The sequence below is a fragment of the Gordonia sp. NPDC058843 genome, from assembly GCF_042743165.1.
In the GTDB taxonomy this organism is placed as follows: Bacteria; Actinomycetota; Actinomycetes; order Mycobacteriales; family Mycobacteriaceae; genus Gordonia.
This window is the reverse complement of sequence record NZ_JBHYNC010000060.1, coordinates 12,205-28,526: the sequence shown is the minus strand read 5'-3', so window position 1 is coordinate 28,526 and position 16,322 is coordinate 12,205. Positions and strand designations below refer to the sequence as shown.

Annotated in this window: 14 protein-coding genes; 10 read left to right on the top strand and 4 right to left on the bottom strand. The window is 69.6% G+C overall.

What is annotated here, in order from left to right:
- Positions 1–811: aminotransferase class I/II-fold pyridoxal phosphate-dependent enzyme (locus ACFW3F_RS23890; protein ID WP_388061915.1), on the top strand; the 811-nt coding region annotated here is incomplete at its 5' end.
- A 33-nt stretch (positions 812–844) separates the two neighbouring features.
- Here ACFW3F_RS23890 and ACFW3F_RS23885 read toward each other — a convergent pair.
- From ACFW3F_RS23885 to ACFW3F_RS23875, 3 genes are read right to left on the bottom strand one after another with little or no spacing between them, the layout of a single operon-like run.
- Entirely contained in the window at positions 845–1,858 is a 1,014-nt protein-coding gene (locus tag ACFW3F_RS23885; RefSeq protein WP_388061913.1) for an LLM class flavin-dependent oxidoreductase, read from the bottom strand.
- A gap of 10 nt (positions 1,859–1,868) precedes the next feature.
- Positions 1,869–3,170: an NtaA/DmoA family FMN-dependent monooxygenase gene (locus ACFW3F_RS23880; RefSeq protein WP_388061911.1), complete on the bottom strand. Its 1,302-nt coding sequence runs from the start codon at positions 3,168–3,170 to the stop codon at positions 1,869–1,871.
- Positions 3,167–4,027: a sulfurtransferase gene (locus tag ACFW3F_RS23875; protein WP_388061910.1), complete on the bottom strand. Its 861-nt coding sequence runs from the start codon at positions 4,025–4,027 to the stop codon at positions 3,167–3,169. Before ACFW3F_RS23875 ends, ACFW3F_RS23880 begins: the two co-directional genes overlap by 4 nt.
- Positions 4,028–4,209: 182 nt before the next feature.
- Here ACFW3F_RS23875 and ACFW3F_RS23870 point away from each other — a divergent pair, with 182 nt between their 5' ends.
- The 7 genes from ACFW3F_RS23870 (at position 4,210) to ACFW3F_RS23840 (ending at position 12,161) form a co-directional block, all read left to right on the top strand.
- On the top strand, positions 4,210–5,112 hold the full coding sequence (locus ACFW3F_RS23870; protein ID WP_388061908.1) for a sulfurtransferase: 903 nt from the start codon (positions 4,210–4,212) through the stop codon (positions 5,110–5,112).
- Complete coding sequence (locus tag ACFW3F_RS23865; protein ID WP_388061906.1) at positions 5,109–6,170, top strand: ABC transporter permease; 1,062 nt, start codon at positions 5,109–5,111, stop codon at positions 6,168–6,170. The genes ACFW3F_RS23870 and ACFW3F_RS23865 overlap by 4 nt, the downstream gene beginning before the upstream one ends.
- On the top strand, positions 6,167–7,021 hold the full coding sequence (locus ACFW3F_RS23860) for an ABC transporter permease (RefSeq protein ID WP_388061904.1): 855 nt from the start codon (positions 6,167–6,169) through the stop codon (positions 7,019–7,021). Before ACFW3F_RS23865 ends, ACFW3F_RS23860 begins: the two co-directional genes overlap by 4 nt.
- Positions 7,018–8,688 (top strand): ATP-binding cassette domain-containing protein, encoded by a 1,671-nt coding sequence (locus ACFW3F_RS23855; RefSeq protein WP_388061902.1) that lies wholly within the window; start codon positions 7,018–7,020, stop codon positions 8,686–8,688. The genes ACFW3F_RS23860 and ACFW3F_RS23855 overlap by 4 nt, the downstream gene beginning before the upstream one ends.
- A 77-nt stretch (positions 8,689–8,765) precedes the next feature.
- On the top strand, positions 8,766–10,424 hold the full coding sequence (locus ACFW3F_RS23850) for an ABC transporter substrate-binding protein (protein ID WP_388061900.1): 1,659 nt from the start codon (positions 8,766–8,768) through the stop codon (positions 10,422–10,424).
- A 58-nt stretch (positions 10,425–10,482) separates the two neighbouring features.
- The gene (locus ACFW3F_RS23845; RefSeq protein ID WP_388061898.1) at positions 10,483–11,475 is read left to right on the top strand and encodes an AfsA-related hotdog domain-containing protein; all 993 of its coding nucleotides are present in this window, start codon (positions 10,483–10,485) and stop codon (positions 11,473–11,475) included.
- Positions 11,472–12,161: an HAD family hydrolase gene (locus ACFW3F_RS23840; RefSeq protein ID WP_388061896.1), complete on the top strand. Its 690-nt coding sequence runs from the start codon at positions 11,472–11,474 to the stop codon at positions 12,159–12,161. Before ACFW3F_RS23845 ends, ACFW3F_RS23840 begins: the two co-directional genes overlap by 4 nt.
- 2 nt (positions 12,162–12,163) lie before the next feature.
- On the opposite strand, the gene ACFW3F_RS23835 is transcribed toward ACFW3F_RS23840, so the two are convergent.
- On the bottom strand, positions 12,164–13,609 hold the full coding sequence (locus tag ACFW3F_RS23835) for an FAD-dependent monooxygenase (RefSeq protein ID WP_388061894.1): 1,446 nt from the start codon (positions 13,607–13,609) through the stop codon (positions 12,164–12,166).
- A gap of 123 nt (positions 13,610–13,732) precedes the next feature.
- Between ACFW3F_RS23835 and ACFW3F_RS23830 the strand changes: the two genes are divergently transcribed.
- Positions 13,733–15,103 (top strand): MFS transporter, encoded by a 1,371-nt coding sequence (locus tag ACFW3F_RS23830; RefSeq protein ID WP_388061892.1) that lies wholly within the window; start codon positions 13,733–13,735, stop codon positions 15,101–15,103.
- Positions 15,100–16,314: a cytochrome P450 gene (locus ACFW3F_RS23825; protein ID WP_388061890.1), complete on the top strand. Its 1,215-nt coding sequence runs from the start codon at positions 15,100–15,102 to the stop codon at positions 16,312–16,314. The genes ACFW3F_RS23830 and ACFW3F_RS23825 overlap by 4 nt, the downstream gene beginning before the upstream one ends.
- The last annotated feature ends 8 nt before the right edge of the window (positions 16,315–16,322 follow it).

The window sequence follows — 16,322 nt, the reverse complement described above, 5'->3', positions numbered from 1 at the left end:
GCCGGTCATGCCGGGCTTCCTCGACACCCTCGCCGAGGTCGGGTACCGCGTGGTCGGCATCGCCTCGGACGAGTCCGGCGCCCGCCCGGACTCCTTCGCCGCCGCGCTGGACGCCGAGCCCGCCGCGATCGTGCTGCAACCCGAGGGCGGCTATTCGGCGGGTGGGACGCTCACCCCGGGCCGTCGGTCGGAACTGGTCGCGCTGGTGGCCGACGCCGACCGCACGCCGTGGATCGTGGAGGACGATGCCGTGGGTCCGCTCGCCGACGCCCAGGCGCCGTCACTCGGTGAACATCTCCCCGACCGGACGGTCCGTGTCCGCAGCTACTGCAAGGCCTACGGCATGGACATCAAGACCTGTGTCATCGGCGGCAGCGATGAACTCATCAACCGGGCGATCCGGCTCCGCGTCCACGGCATCGCGGCCAACAGCCGCATCCTGCAGAACGCTCTCGCGCATCTGGTCGCCGACCCCGAGACCGACACCGTCATCGAGACCGCGCGCACGCGCTACCGGAATCGTCGCGAGGCGCTGCGCACCGAGTTGACCGCACGCGGGGTACGCGCCCGCTCGGGTCCCAACAGCCTGGTGCTGTGGGCGGAGGTGCGCGACGAGACCGGTGCTCTGATCGAGTTGGCGCGCCGCGGGATACACGTCGGTTCGGGAGCGCGATCCTTCGTCGACCCGCTTGGTCACGGCCTGTTGCGGATCGCGGTGCCGCAACTGCCCGACGATCCGGACGCGATCGCGGAGCTCGCGGATGCGGTCGCGGCCGTCGCGGGTGCCGTGCACCGCGAATTCCTCGACTGAGGGTTCCGCGAACCTTCTGTCGGCGAAGCGATCTCAGATGTGCTGGGCGCGCAGGACCGACAACGCCGGGACGATCTGCTCGGCGATCCGCGCCATGCACTCCCCATACCGGGCGTGGTCGAGCGCGAGCGGGACATGGAACAGCCAGTCCGTGGATCTCGTGACGAGGGGACTGTCGCGGACCGCGTCGACCACGGTGCCGGCGTCTCCGCAGTGGATGGCGAGATCGTCGCGGTAGGTCGCCGCATCACGATCGTCGAGCTTGTCGGAGTAGTAGGCCGGACTCGTGGCGACGTCGAGGTCGAAGATCTCCCGTGCATCGGTGTCGGACTTCCCCGGGACGACGGCGATCGTGCCACCGACACGCGGCGACGGGTGTCCCGGGCCGTCGGGGCGGAACGCGTCGAGGTAGGCCTCGATCAACTCGTCGGCGCCGCCGCGGCCGGCGGCTTCGGAAGCGGTGTGCGCCAACAGGCCGTCGCCGGCTCGTGCGGCGTGCCGCGCGGTCTCCGGGTTGCCGGTGGACTGCCACACCCGCGCACGCAGCGACCGGGGGTCCGGATGCACGGGCACCCCGGGCGCCACCCGGCCGGTCTCGAGAAGACGATGCAGAGCCTCCCGCCGCGAGGTGTAGAGCGCCTCCCGATCATCCTGTGCGAGACCGAATCCGGCATACGTCGTCGCCGACAGGCCGAAGCCGAGCCCCTTGCCGATGCCGAGTTCGAGCCGGCCGTCGCTCAGCTCGTCCGTGACCGCCGCGTCCTCGACGAGCCGCACCGGGTTCTCGAAGGGGAGCGCGACGACGCCACTGCCCACCCGGATCCGGTCGGTGTGCTGGGCCACCGCGGCGAGCAGGGGGAACGGCGTCGGAAGTGCCGCCGAGTGCGCCCCGAAATGGCGTGTGGCGAACCAGATCGTGTGGAATCCGAGGCGCTCGGCCTCGACGGCGAGGTCGATGGCCGACCGGTACACCGAGGCGGTCAGCGGTCCGGTGCGCACCTGGACGAACAGCGAGGAACGGGGCGCGGTGATCGTCGTGGTGGTCACGGGTGGGTGCTCACAGGCCGTAGTGTCCTCGGAGAGTCGTGGTCGCGTACTCGGTGCGGAAGAGCCCGCGCCGCTGCAGTATCGGTACCACCGTGTCCACGAACAGTTCCAGTCCGGACGGCAATTCGTCCATCATGACGTTGAACCCGTCGCAGGCACCGGAGCGGAACCAGGTCTCGATGTGATCGGCCACCTGCTCCGGTGTCCCGACCACCGTCACGTGGACGCCGCCGGCGGCGAGGAGGCGGGCGGCCCCGCGGGTGTCGAGACCACGGCGCCGGACGAATTCCAGGAAGACCGCCCGCTGGCCTCGTGACCCGGGAACCTCGGCCTCGGTAGGGATCTTGTCCCACGGGATCGGCGCGTCGAGATCGAGTTCATCGGCGTGCATGTCCAGACGGGCGGCCAGATTCGCGATCTGCACGTGGTCCGGGATCAGATCGGTGAGTTCGCGCTCCCGTCGGCGCGCGCCCTCCTCGGTGTCGGCCAGCACGATGATCAGACCGGGCAGCAGCTTGACTGTGTCGGGGTCGCGGCCCGCGCCGGCGGCCAGTCGCCGGATCTCCCCGCGCCGACGCTGCGCCGACTCGAGATCGGTGTGCGCGGAGTAGATCGCGTCCGCGGTGCGGGCACCCAGTTCGACGCCATGGGTGGACGCACCGGCCTGGATCACCACCGGCCGGCCGTCGCTCAGCGGTGGTGCCTTGAACGGCCCCTCGACCCGGAAGTGCGCGCCCTTGTGGTCGATCGGGTGGATCCGCGCGGGATCGAGATACCGGCCGGAGCCCCGATCGGCGACCAGTGCACCCGGTTCCCATGAGTCCCACAGGGCGGTGACGACCTCGAGGAACTCCGCGGCCCGCTCGTACCGCTGCTGCTTGGGCAGGGCCGCGTCGAGCGAGTGGTTCCGGGCGGCCGCATCCCCGCCGGTGACGACGACGTTCCAGCCGGTGCGCCCGTGGGAGACCGCGTCGAGTGAGGCGAACTGGCGGGCCAGGTTGTACGGGTCGCTGTACGACGTCGTCGCGGTGACCACGAGTCCGATCCGTTCGGTGCGTGCCGCCAGGACCGCCTGAGCGATGAACGGGTCGAGCAGACGGCTGGGGGAATTCCAGTCCTTGGCCTGCAGGTCGGGAGAGTCGGCCAGGAAGACCGCGTCCAGCAGGCCGCGTTCGGCCACCCGTGCGACGTCGACGTAGTGCTCGATGGTGACGAAGTGCTCGCCATCGGGTGCGGCCCGTCGCCACGGACTGCCGATGGTGCCCCCCGGAATCAGGTTGGCGTTGAGGATGACATGGCGGCCCGTGCTCATGCGATCCCTCCGACCGGGACCGAGGTCGGGGCCCCGGCGAGCGCCCCACGGATCACGAGGCGCGCCGGATCGGCGGACCACTGCGAGAACGAGCCCGGATAGAGCGCAGCCCGGAACCCCAGGGACTCGAGGACCAGGACCTGCAGGGCGGCGGCGACGCCACTGCCGCAGTAGGAGGCGGATTCGATCCCGCGATCGGTGACCCCGAACGTGCGGTAGCGCGCCTCCAGGTCGGCATGGTCGCGGAGTCGGCCGTGGGCGTCGAGGTCGTCGAAGACGGGGGCGGCGACGGCACCCGGGATGTGGCCGTGACCGAGGTGGTCGGCTTCGGGGCGGGCGTCGAGGACGACGCCGGTGCGTACCAACCGTGCCACGTCGTCGGTGTCCACCACCGGCATCGAACCACCGGTGACCTCGATGTCGCCGTCGCCGTCCGGTTCCTCACCGATCGCGATCGGACCCCGGGCAGCGATCCAGGCACGGAGGCCGCCGTCGAGCACACGGACGTCGGACAGTCCGGCCCACCGCAGCACCCACCAGGCGCGTGCCGCCGCAGCGGATCTCGAGTCGTCGTAGACGACGACGGTGCTGTCGTCGGACAGCCCCCACCGGCGCAGGCATTCCGTCAACGCCGCGGGCTCGGGCAACGGCCGCGCGCCGGACGCCGGCGTGACCTCCCCGGCGAGGTCCGCGTCGATGTCGACGAAGTGCGCCCGCGGGAGATGGCCGCGCAAGTAGTTCTCGCGGTCCGCGCGGCCGCCGGCATCGACACGCACGTCGAGCAGTACGAGCCCGGGCGGGCGGCGGCGAACCAGTTCAGAGGCGGAACACACGAGATCGTCGCGGCGGTCGGGCATCGGCGGCTGTCCTTCGCATCGGGGGCGGGAGTCGGTGAAGCGGCTGCAGAAAAGTTATGTGATCAGCGCGACTTGAGAACATACTTCAACCCTTCGTGATTTTTGTATTCACCGGGCACCGCCCGACTGCTTATGTTTCAACTGCCCGACTTCCCGGGCCCCGAACGGAGGAAGGAGGTCCTGTGACCAACGCTGTGAACACCGTCGATCCGAGCGCTGTCGCCTCGGAGTCGCCCGACCCGGAGGCCTCCGTCTTCGTCGGCGTCGACTGGCTCGCGCGTCGTCTGTCGGACCCGGACGTCGTCGTCATCGAGGTCACCGACGATCCAGAACATGTCGACGGCCCGGGGGTCGTCCCCGGCGCGCGTTCCGTGTTCTGGAAGCGCCTCCTGTGGCACGAGACCAGCCGTCGGTTCGCCGACCCCGCGGACCTCGCGGAGCGGCTGCGAGTGCTGGGTGCGGGCGAGGACCGGATCGTGGTCTTCGCAGGGCGCCCAGCGCAATTCGCGGCCTACGCAATCTGGGTGGCGCGCGTCGTCGGCGTCGGCGGTGAGCTGCGCTACCTCGATGGGGGCCTTCCCGCGTGGGAACTCGGACACGGGTCACCGACGGGCACCTCCCCGACCGTCGAGCGGCGAACGCCCGCGTCGCCGCTCCCGCTGGTGACGCCGTTGTCGTCGGCGGTGATCGACCGGGACGGGGTACGGCGGGCAATCGACTCCGAGTCCGTGATCGTCGACCTGCGCACTCCCGAGGAGTACGCGGGCGAGCGGGTCGCGCCGGACACCGAGCCGATCGATCACGGGGCGCAGCGGCACGGCCACATCCCCGGTGCACGTCCGTTGCACGTGAACGAACTGCTCGACGACGCCGGCCGGGTGCTGCCCGCCGACGCACTGCGCCGCAGGATCGCCGGCCTCGACGCCGCCGACGCCACGGAACTCGTGTTCTACTGCCGACTCTCGCATCGTGCGGCGCTCGGGTGGCTCGTGGTGACCGACATCCTCTCCGATCCCCGTGTGCGTGTGTACGACGGGTCGTGGACCGAGTGGGGGAGCATCGTGGGCACCCCTATCGAGCGATGACCGCGACGCGGGGCCTCTCCGACGCCGACACCGCGGCGGGCAGGCTCGTCACCGACACGCCCACCCTTACGGCCCCGGCTGGCTCGGCAGGCGCCGCACCGGCCCCGATCGCGGCGCCGGAACGACGCTCGGCCCCACGGCGGGTGCTCGCGATCGCAGTGTCCGCGCTCGTCACCATCTGGGCCGCGGCCACTCTCGCCTTCCTCGCCATTCACCTCGCGCCCGGTGATCCGGTCACCGCGGTGATGGGCGAATCGAGCAACCCCGACCTCCGGGCTCAGGTCGAGCAGGAATGGGGTCTCGACCGGCCCCTGGCTGTGCAGTACCTCGATTACCTCGGCGACGTGCTGCACGGCGACCTCGGCTACTCCTACGTCCGCGGCGAGGCCGTCACCGACGTCCTGTTCGGCGAACAGCTCGCGGCGACCGCACAACTCGCCGGCCTCGCCCTCCTGTTCGTCGTGCTCATCGCCCCGACACTCGCAGTGCTGACCGCGGGTCGGCGAAACTGGTTCTCGCGCACGGTCAGCGGCGTGGAGCTCGCCGTCGCGTCGGCACCGGCGTTCTGGGTCGGCCTCATCCTCATCTGGGTGTTCGCCTTCACCCTGCGCGTACTGCCGGTCACCTCGGGCACCGAACTCCAGCGCCTGATCCTGCCCGCGCTGACCCTGGCACTCCCCATCGCGGCCGTGCTGTCGCAGGTCATGCGGGGCGGCGTGGAACGCGCGCTGGAGCAACCGTTCGCGGTGACGGCCCGCGCTCGCGGGATCTCCGCGACCCGTCTGCGCCTGACCCATGGACTGCGGCACTCGCTGCTGCCTGCCGCCACCCTGGCGGGTTGGGCCGTCAGCGGACTCCTGACCGGCACCGTCGTCGTCGAGGAGGTGTTCGGGCGTACCGGACTCGGCACCGTCACCGTCGAGGCGGTCACCTACTCCGACCTCCCGGTCGTCCTCGGCGTCGCCCTGCTGACCGCGGTGATCTATCTGACGGTCACCATCCTCATCGACCTCACCTACGTGTTGATCGACCCCCGACTGAAGGAGGGTGTCCGATGACGAGTCTGTCGCTGTCGCAACGACGGTGGCCCGCGCTGACCCTGCCGGGCACGGCCGGGACGTGGGCGGCCGGAGGCTTTCTCGTCGCGCTGGCCCTCGCGGTTGCCGTCCCCTCGGTGTTCGCGGCGGGCGACCCCCTGCACACGGATCTGGCGATCTCTCACCAGGCTCCGTCGCTCACCCACCCGTTCGGCACCGATCAACTCGGCCGCGACGTCTGGACCCGTGTGGTCCACGGCGCGCGACTCTCGCTCTTCATCGGTGTCGCCGCGACGCTGCTCGCTGTGGCCATCGGCGTGCCCGCCGGATTGGTCGCCGGTCTCGGCAACCGCGTCGTCGACACCGTGCTCTCCCGGTTCTTCGACCTGCTCGGCGCCTTCCCGGAGATCCTGCTGGCCCTGGTCCTGATCACGCTGACCGGGTCGGGGACAGCGAACCTGATCGTCGCCATCGGGATCGCCTCGGCACCGCGCTATGCACGCGTGATGCGCGCCGAGACCTCGCTCGTCCACCGTTCGGCCTTTGTCGCCCAGGCCGGTCTCCTCACCCCATCTCGGTGGCGAATCGTGCTGCGGCACACGCTGCCCAACGCGATCGGCACACTGCCCGTCCTCGTCACCCTGGGACTCGGTACCTCGATCCTGGGCGCGGCGGCGCTGAGTTTCCTCGGCTTCGGACCCCAGCCCCCGACGCCGGAGTGGGGAGCACTGCTGGCCGAGGCTCGTGATGATCTCCGGATCGCGTGGTGGTCGGTGCTGTTCCCCGGTGTGGCCGTCACCGCGACCGTCATCGCGACGACGGTGCTCGGCCGCGCGGCACAGCGCCGGTTCGAGCGGAGGGTCGCGCGATGACGCTCACCGTGGCCCGCCCCGAGGCCCATGAGGGTGTCGTCACCGACGCGCTCGTCCGGGTCACCAACCTGCGCATCGCATTCGGTTCCGGACCCGAGGTGGTCACCGGGGTGGATCTCGAGATCCACCGCGGTGAGGTCCTCGCCATCGTCGGTGAGTCCGGTTCCGGGAAGTCGGTCACCACACGGAGTCTCGTCGGTCTGGCCGGCGACACGGCACACGTCCGCGCCGACCGCTTCGAGATCCTCGGCGAGGACGTGTCCGGTCACGGCGAAAAGGATTGGCGACGCCTGCGCGGCGCGGGTGTCGGCCTCATCCTGCAGGACGCGCTGACCGCGCTGGACCCTTTGCGGACCATCGGGCGTGAGGTCGCCGAGGGTCTGACCGGCGGTCCCAGGGTGTCCCGGCGCGAACGCGCGGCCCGCGTCGACGATCTCCTCCGGTCGGTCGGTCTCGACGACCCGGAGGTCAGGCGCAGGCAGCGGTCCTTCCAGCTGTCGGGCGGGCAGCGCCAGCGTGCGCTGATCGCCGCCGCCCTCGCCGGCGACCCCGACCTCGTGATCGCCGACGAGCCCACCACCGCGCTCGACGTGACCGTCCAGGCACAGGTCCTCGACCTGATCGTGGCGCAGGCGCGGGCGGGTCGCGCAGTGATCCTCGTCAGCCACGATCTCGCCGTGGTGTCGGCGGTCGCCGATCGGGTGCTCGTCATGCGTGAGGGCCGCATCGTCGAATCGGGACCCGTCCGCCAGGTCATCGACGATCCGCGTGATCGATACACACGAGCCCTGATCGATGCGGTGCCGCGGGGTTCGGCGAGACCGCCGGTCGTGGCCGACGATCGCACCCCGGTGGTGTCCGCGGCCGGGCTCACCAAGTCCTACCGCGTCCTCGGACGGCCGGTGACGGCGGTCGGGGATGTCTCGTTCGACGTCCGGTCCGGGGAGGTCCTCGGCATCGTCGGCGAGTCCGGGTCCGGGAAGTCGACCATCGCGTCGATGCTCACCGGTCTCACCCGTCCGGACGCCGGAGAACTCCGATTCCTCGGTGCACCGCACCCCGCAGCGGCTCATGTCGGCCAGATCGGTCTGGTGGCACAGGATTCGGTGGCCTCATTCGATCCGCGGTACCTGGTCGGTGAGGTCATCGCCGAGGCGCTCGGCGCCGCCGGCCTCCCGTCCGGGCGGTCCGGCTCCGCATCCCGTGCCGCCGAGGTCCGAAGGCTGCTCGACGCGGTTCACCTGCCCGCGGACGTGGCCGGGCGCCATCCGCGCGAGCTGTCCGGCGGGCAACGCCAGCGGGTCAACATCGCCCGCGCGGTGGGTGCCCGGCCACGACTGATCGTCTGCGACGAACCGGTCTCGGCACTGGACATCTCGGTTCAGGCGCAGATCCTCGACCTCCTGCGGGAACTGGCCGAGACCGGCGACCTGGCCCTGGTCTTCATCTCCCACGACCTCGCCGTCGTCCGGCAGCTGTGTCACAGCCTGCTCGTGCTGCACCGCGGCCGCGTCGTCGAGCAAGGGCCTGCCCGCGACGTGTTCGCGTCACCGTCCTCCCCCCACACCCGAGCACTTCTCGACGCCATCCCCACCCTGCGGTCGGCCGCCGACCGCACCGACCCGGCCGATCCGGCCCCTGCCCGAAAGAGTTCCGACCGTGCGTAGCAGACAGACACGAAATACCCTCACACAACAGACTCCGCCGCGTCATCGTCACCTTTGCGACGGTCGTCGGCCTGCTGGTGGTCGGCGCCTGTGCGGCCGACCCCGAACCCGGCAGCGGCGGCGGGGCGCCGTCGGGCGAGCCCGCACCGGGCGGCACCTTCACCATCGCCCTCGACAAGTACCCCGAACGCGGCCTGAATCCGCACTACGGGTCGGCGTTCGACGCCTCGCAGGTGCTGCGCAACACCTACGACAGCCTCATCTCCGAAGATGCCGACGAGAACTTCCACCCCTGGCTGGCGTCGTCGTGGACGATCTCCCCGGACGGACGAACCTACGAGTTCCGCCTCCGCGACGGGGTCCACTTCTCCAACGGCGAGAAGCTCGACGCCGCAGCCGTCAAGGCGAATCTCGACGTCCTGCGCGACCCGAACTACCCGTCGTGGACGACCAACGGTCTCCTCCAGTACTCGAGCGTGTCCGACGTCGTGGTCGTCGATCCCGCCACGGTGCGACTCACCCTCTCCCAACCGCGGGCCGACCTGCTGTCCACCCTGGCCGGGCTGAGCGGCGCGATCGTCGCGCCGAGCACTCTGCGCGGTGACAAGGCCACGCTGACCAGCGGAGCGGACATGATCGGCTCGGGGCCGTTCATCCTGGACCGGGTCGTACAGGGCCAGGAGATCCACTTCCGGAAGAACCCCGCCTACCAATGGGGTCCGGCGACCGCGCGTCACACGGGACCGGCTCACGTCGACGACGTCGTGGTCAAGTACGTCCCGGAGGCATCGACCCGCGCCGGCCTGCTGCGCAGCGGTGAGGTCGACGCGATCGGGACGGTGAAGGCCACCGACATCCCGCTGTTCGAGGACGTGTCCGGCTTCCAGTACGCCCAGACCGGTTCCGCCGCATCGACGACCGTCATCATGCTCAACGTCACCGACGGTGCGACCCGGGACGTGCGGGTGCGGAGGGCGATCAGTCGTGGCGTCGACCTCGAGGCGCTCGTCGAATCGGTCACGAAGGGTAGTCAGGAGCGTGCGTGGAGCCTGATCTCCCCGGACAGCAAATACTTCGACGCCAAGTACGACGACGCGGCACCGGCCGATCTGCCCCTCGCCAAGAAGCTGCTCGACGAAGCCGGATGGCGGACCTCGGGCCAGGACGGGGGCATCCGCAGCAACGACGCCGGGCAGCGGCTGACGATCCGGCTCGTCGCGACGACGCCGACCTATCCGCAGGACGATGTCCTCAAGGCGTGGCAAGCCGAACTCCGCCAGAACCTGGGCGTGGACGTCGAACTCAAGTACGTCGAGAACGCCCAGGTCTATGACCTCCTTGCGCAGAACGACTATCAGGCGTTCCCCCGCCAGGTCGGCGGTCTCGACCTGTCGCTGCAGTTGAACCGGGCCTTCGGGTCCACCAAACCCGATCTGACCTATGGCCAGATCGACGGGATCACCCTCGGTTCCATCGTCGGCGGCTCCAAGCTCGCCGATCCGCAGGTCGACCGCTGGCTGCTCGACGCCACCCGGGCGACCGATCAGAACACGCGAAAGGAGTTGTTCGACAAGGTCACCGGATACATCCTCGACAACGCCGTCGCGATCCCGCTCTACACGGATCGCAACAGCGTCGCCGCGACGTCCGAGGTCCACGGGCTCACCTCACTGTTCGATCCACCCCGCAACTCGGTGAACGGCTGGGCGTACGACATCGCCGTCCGCACCGGCTAGCCGATCCACCACGAGTACGACGTCCGAAATCAGCAGTCCGACAACAGAAAGGCACGACGTGTCCATCACACTCGAAGAACTGTCGTTCGACCGCAACATCCCGCGCGGCATCGTCCATCGCGAATCCATCGCCGAGGTCTTCCTGACCGACGCCCAACAGACACCGGACGGGGCGACCTTCGCAGCGCAACTACCGCGCAACCACTCGTACTTCAGCGATCACCGAGGCACCGCGACCACCTACGACCCGCTCCTGCTGATCGAGGTGTTCCGCCAGGTGGCGATCTACTACGCCCACACCTTCGTGGGGGCCGACCGATCCGAGAAGTTCATCTTCGGGGCCGCCGACTTCGAGATCCTCGACGAGGAGACCCTCCGGATCGGTGCCTGCCCCGGACACTGCGTGATCGAAGCGCACGTGGTCCACGAGAAGCTGCGTGAAGGCCAGATCATCGGTCTCACACTGGAGATGGTCGCCTCCATCGAGGGACGGGTCGCCGCCCGCGAGGCGATGACCTACCAGTGGATGCCGTCGGCGGCGTGGAAGAAGATCCGCAAACGCGGACGTGAGAGCCTGGGCCTCCCGCCGGAGCACACCATCCCGCCGGTGACTCACGTCGCGCGGATGCGCCCGAACTCGGTCGGACGCCACAACCCGCGCAACGCGATCCTCGCCAATCCCGAACTGGCCGGCCCACAACTCAACGCCCTCACCATCATCGACACCAACCACCCGTCGTTGTTCGATCATGCGCTGGACCACGTGCCCGGCATGTTGCAGTTCGAGGCCGCCCGGCAGGTCGCGATGGCAGCGGCCAACGCGACGCTCGGCCTGGACACGAGCCGCATGGTGATGCATCGGTTGCGCATCGAGTTCACGAAGTTCGGCGAGTTCGAACGCGACACCGTCGCACGGTCCACCGTGCAGGCCGACGACGACGGTCGCGGTGCACTCGCCGACATCGAACTGACCCAGGACAGCGACGTGATCGCCACCGGCTGGGTGCATCTCAAACTCCTTCCGGTCGACGTCTGGACGATGGTCCAGTGACCGCCGCATCGAGAAACACGGAGACGGCCGGCCGCCGGGGACCGTTCGTGTGGTTCGACTTCGGCGGGGTCCTCTCGCCGGCGCTCGACGATCTGTTCGGTCTCTACGAGCAGAACACCGGCATCCCGTCGGACGCGTTGAAGCGGGCGATCGGGGTCGTGGGGCAGGAATACGGGCTGCCCCCGCTGGCGCCCATCGAGTTGGCGCTGCTCGACGAACGCGACTGGGTCGCCCGGTTGCACCGGGCGTTACGGGCCGAGGACCCGGACCTCGACCTGTCCCGCAGCGAACCCGACTTCGGCAGACAGTGGTTCACCGGGCACGTCGTCAACGAGCCGGTGCGCGATCTCGCGATCGAACTCGCCGACGAGGGTCTGCGGGTCGGGATACTCAGCAACAACGTCGTCGAGTGGGAGGCGTACTGGCGGCCGATGGTCGGGCTCGACGATGTGGTCACCGACCTCGTCGACTCCTGCAAGGTCGGTGTGCGCAAGCCGGATCCGGAGATCTTCGATCTCGCTGCCCGCCGCAACGACGTCGACCCCGCCGACTGCATCCTCCTCGACGACCTCGAGGAGAACTGTGCGGCCGCACGGGAAGCCGGCTGGACCGCGATCCGCTTCGTGGACGCGGCCCAGGCTGTCCGGGACGTCCGGTCGGCGGTCGCGGCACGCCTGGTGGCGTGAACCTACCCGACGGCCTCGAGGTAACCGTCGGGTCGGATCAGCGCACTCACCCAGGGCTGCTCGGGGGTCACCTTGCCGGTGACCACCACCGGCCCGGGTACCGCTCGGCCCGCTCGCTCCGCTCCCGGCACCGTGCTGATTCGGCCCGCTCGCTCCGCTCCCGGCACCGGGGCACTCGCGTCCGGCCGGACCGCCACATACCGCCCCGCGGAGAGCAGTTCGGCCAGCGTGTGGATTGTGCCGTCGTCCTCGGTCACCACGAGGTCGTGCTGGAATCCCGCTTGGAACTGTCCGCTGATGAGATCCGCGACCGCGTCGTGGATCGCCGGCACGGCCAGCATGGTCACCACCGCATCGCGGAGGTCGGTCTTCGCCGGGTCCATCATCCGCGACTGCAAGACGGTGTTGGCGACGACCGCCTCGGCCACCCCGACCCGCGAACGCGACCAGTCGTCGAGCATCGAGTCGTCGGCGGCACCGCTGCTCACCCGGGCGAGACGCCACCCGAGGGTGAAGGCGTCCTGCATCCCGGTGTTGAGTCCCTGTCCGCCGAGCGGGTAGTGCACATGGGCGGCATCACCGACGAGCAGCAGCCGGCCGTCCCGCATCCGGGTCCGGAGCCGACCGTGGTCGCTGAACCGGGTCAGGTGCGAGATCCGTTGCAGATCAACAGTTCTGCCGAGAACGGCACCGAGGCGATCGACATATTCATCGGTCCCGGGGACGTCCCGGATGGTCGCGGGTCCCGAGAAGTCCATCGCGATGATCCGGGCGGGCCCGCCGGGACTGGGGTTGTGCAGTGTCCACCCGGACGGGGTCGGGTGCCATCCGGACGGTGGTGCGTCGGGCCCCGGGGCGATCGCCAGCCCGGCGATCGCGCTCATCGTGGCGGGGTAGGTGCGGGTGGGGAAGTCGCCGGCCGCGGCGACCGGCCCACGCGCGCCGTCGGCGCCGACCACCCAGTTCGCGTCGATCGTGACCGTGTCGCCGGCCTGCTCGGCCACGGCGTCGACCGTCACCGACGCGTCCCCGTGTCGGATGGCGGTCACGGTGTGGCCACGCAGGATTCGTGCGCCGCTGATTCGGGCCCTGTGCTCGAACGCGGCCTCGAGGCGGGCCTGCGGGATGCCGGCGATCGGCGCGGCCTCGACCGCCGGTGCGGTGATCGAGAGCACCGGCTGGGCGGCGAACTGGAACGGGGTGCGTCGCGTCATGCCTGCGTTCCGGACGATGTCGTCGGCGCGCACAGACGGCAGATACCCGCGCCGCGTGAGATGCGAGATCGAGCGCGCGTGCACCGTACCGGCCCGCGGCCGTTCGTCGACCTCGGTCCGTGTCTCGAACACGGTCACCGCGGTGCCCTGCTGTGCGAGTTCGGCGGCCAGCAGCATCCCGACCGGCCCACCCCCGACGATCACGACGTCGGTCCGACTCCTGGAACTGGCCATCTCGATGAGTCCTCCTGTTGCACCCGTACGACAGCGATGGTACCTACTAATAACATCGTAGCTACGATGTCGCTAGTCGTACTCCGACCGATCGATCCATATGACCGAACGAAGGGAGATCCCATGTCGGCCACCACCGACGAGACCGCATCAGCCACCGGCACATCGGCCGAACGGCAGTCCGAGGCGCCGAGCAGATGGACGCTGCCGATCGTGCTCGCGGCGCAGTTCGTCACCCCGACGGCGATCGCGGGCACCGCGATCGCACTACCGTTGATCTCACGTGATCTGGGCTCGAATCCCACTGCACTGCAATGGGTCGTCAACGGGTTCAACGTCGCCTTCGCGCTCGCGACCCTCGTGTGGGGCGCGCTGAGCGACCGGATCGGCCACCGCACCACATTCGCCGCGGGAGCGGTTCTCGTGACCGTCGGCAGCGTCCTCAGTGCCGCTGCCCCCACACTCCTGGTCCTCGACGCCGCCCGGGTGGTCGCCGGCATCGGCGCCGCCGCGATCCTGACGGGGTCGAGTTCGATGCTGTCCAATGCCTTCGAGGGCGACCGACGCACGCATGCGTTCGCCATCTTCGGCACGGTGAACGGCCTGGGGCTCGCTCTCGGACCGACCATCTCGGGTGCGCTCGTGTCGTTCGCGGGCTGGCGCGGGGTGTTCATCGTGCACGCGGTGATCCTGGCGGCGGCCGCCGTCGGCTCCCGGGTGCTCCCGGCCGCGCGTGCGGTCGTCGGGGACAAGGCGCCGATCCTGGACGTGTCGCTGCTCCGCAACCGGGAGTTCCTTGCCATGTGCCTGGTTCCCGTCGCCGGTTCCATCGGGTTCGTGACACTGCTGACCTACCTGCCGTCGGCGTTCAGCGGTATCAAGGATCTGTCCGCGGGCACCTCTGGTCTGGTGATGCTGGCGATGACGATTCCGGTCCTGGTGGCACCGCTTGCGGTGGCGCAGTTGATCACCCGTGTCCGCGCGCTCACCGTCGGGGTGGTCGTCTATCTCAGCCTCGGTGCCCTCCTGCTGGGCAACGCGGGTGTCCTGCTGCTCACCGAGGGACGCTCGATCGCCTGGGTCATCGTCCCGATGATCCTGCTGGGCTTCGGCTTCGGCCTCCCGATCGGACTGGTCGACGGTCACGCCCTCTCCGTCGTGCCGGCGCAGCGGTCGGGGACCGCGGCGGGCCTGCTGAACTTCTTCCGGATCGGTAGCGAGGCGGTGTTCGTCGCCGGCTATGCACTGGTCCTCTCCACCGTGGTCGGCGCGCATCTCACCGGGGCGGCAGCCGACGACACCGCCGCCGGCCAGTTCGGGCATCCGGACGTCTATCGCTCGGCCTTCGTCACCACCGTCGGTGTGCTGATCGCGCTGCTCGTCGTGGTCACCATCGCCATCGTGGTGGTGCGCAGCCGGAAGAGCCGCACCGCCGAGACCGCTACCACCGACCGTCCCGCCGACCGTCCCGCCGAACAAGGAGATCTGAGATGACCAGCGCCACAGACACATCCGTCCGGTTCGACCTGCGCGAGATCCCGAACATCTCACCACCGCAGATGTACACCGCCATCGCCGAACGGACGGCGGGCGGACTCGAGCAGATTCGTCTGCCGAGCGGGCACGCGGCCGCGCACCTGATGTCCTACGCGGACGTTCACAAGGTCCTCACCGATCTCACCTTCGCGCGGGCGGAGACCAACGTCGACGACGGCCCTACCTTCCTGCCGACGATCATGCCGACCGAGATGTTGCTGAACCTCGATCATCCCGATCACGGTCGGTTGAAGGGTTTCGTGTCATCGGCGTACAGCGCTGCCACCATCGCCCGCCGTATCCCGAGTGTCCAACGAGTGCTCGACGCCGCGGTCGCCGACCTGCGGACGCAGCACGCGGCGGGAGGGGCCGACCTGGTGGGCACGCTGCTGGATCCGCTCACCATCGGCGTCAACGTCGACTACCTCGGCATCCCGACCTCCGACATCTCCTACTTCCGCCACCTCTCGCGGGAGATGCAGCTCGCCCACGACACCGACGTACCGCAGCTGCTGGAGGACTTCTGGACCCTCTACACCTACATCGGCGACCTGGTCGCCGGACGCCGGCCGGTCGAGTCCGGGCTGATCAGCGACCTGCTCGCCGCCCGTGACACGGTCTCGCCGCCGGTCACCGACGGCGAGTACGCGGCCATCCTGCTCGGATCGCTGGTCGGTGGTGATCAGAACATTCTGTCGGTGGTCACCAAGATCGCCTACGTCGCGCTGGCCCGCCCGGAGCTGTGGAACCACCTGGTCGACAATCCAGACGAGATACCGGCCGCCGTCGAGGAACTGCTGCGGCTGCTGCCGCTCGGCCGGATCTCGACCTTCCCGCGGGTGACGACCACTGAGGTGACGCTCGAGCACGGCGTGCTGTACCCGGGTGACGTGGTGTATGCCGATGCGCACGAGGCGAATCGGGATGCTGCGGTCTACCCGGATCCGTGGACGGTGGACGTGCGGCGCTCGGGGCGCCGGCACCTCCAGTTCGGGTACGGCATGCACCACTGCATGGGTGCGGCACTGGCGCGGATGGAGATCGTGGAGGTGCTCGGCCGACTGACGTCGGAGTTCCCCGGACTCCGGCTCGCCGTCGATCCCGCCGAGGTCGAGTTCGAGACCGGGGTACTGGTGCACCGTCCGGTGTCGTTGCCGGTCACGTGGTGATCTGACGC

Coding starts and splice junctions, on each gene's coding strand:
- ACFW3F_RS23830 (WP_388061892.1), top strand. CDS start 13,733: ATGTCGGCCACCACCGACGAGACCGCATCAGCCACCGGCACATCGGCC.
- ACFW3F_RS23855 (WP_388061902.1), top strand. CDS start 7,018: ATGACGCTCACCGTGGCCCGCCCCGAGGCCCATGAGGGTGTCGTCACC.
- ACFW3F_RS23860 (WP_388061904.1), top strand. CDS start 6,167: ATGACGAGTCTGTCGCTGTCGCAACGACGGTGGCCCGCGCTGACCCTG.
- ACFW3F_RS23875 (WP_388061910.1), bottom strand. CDS start 4,027: ATGCCCGACCGCCGCGACGATCTCGTGTGTTCCGCCTCTGAACTGGTT.
- ACFW3F_RS23865 (WP_388061906.1), top strand. CDS start 5,109: ATGACCGCGACGCGGGGCCTCTCCGACGCCGACACCGCGGCGGGCAGG.
- ACFW3F_RS23835 (WP_388061894.1), bottom strand. CDS start 13,609: ATGGCCAGTTCCAGGAGTCGGACCGACGTCGTGATCGTCGGGGGTGGG.
- ACFW3F_RS23880 (WP_388061911.1), bottom strand. CDS start 3,170: ATGAGCACGGGCCGCCATGTCATCCTCAACGCCAACCTGATTCCGGGG.
- ACFW3F_RS23825 (WP_388061890.1), top strand. CDS start 15,100: ATGACCAGCGCCACAGACACATCCGTCCGGTTCGACCTGCGCGAGATC.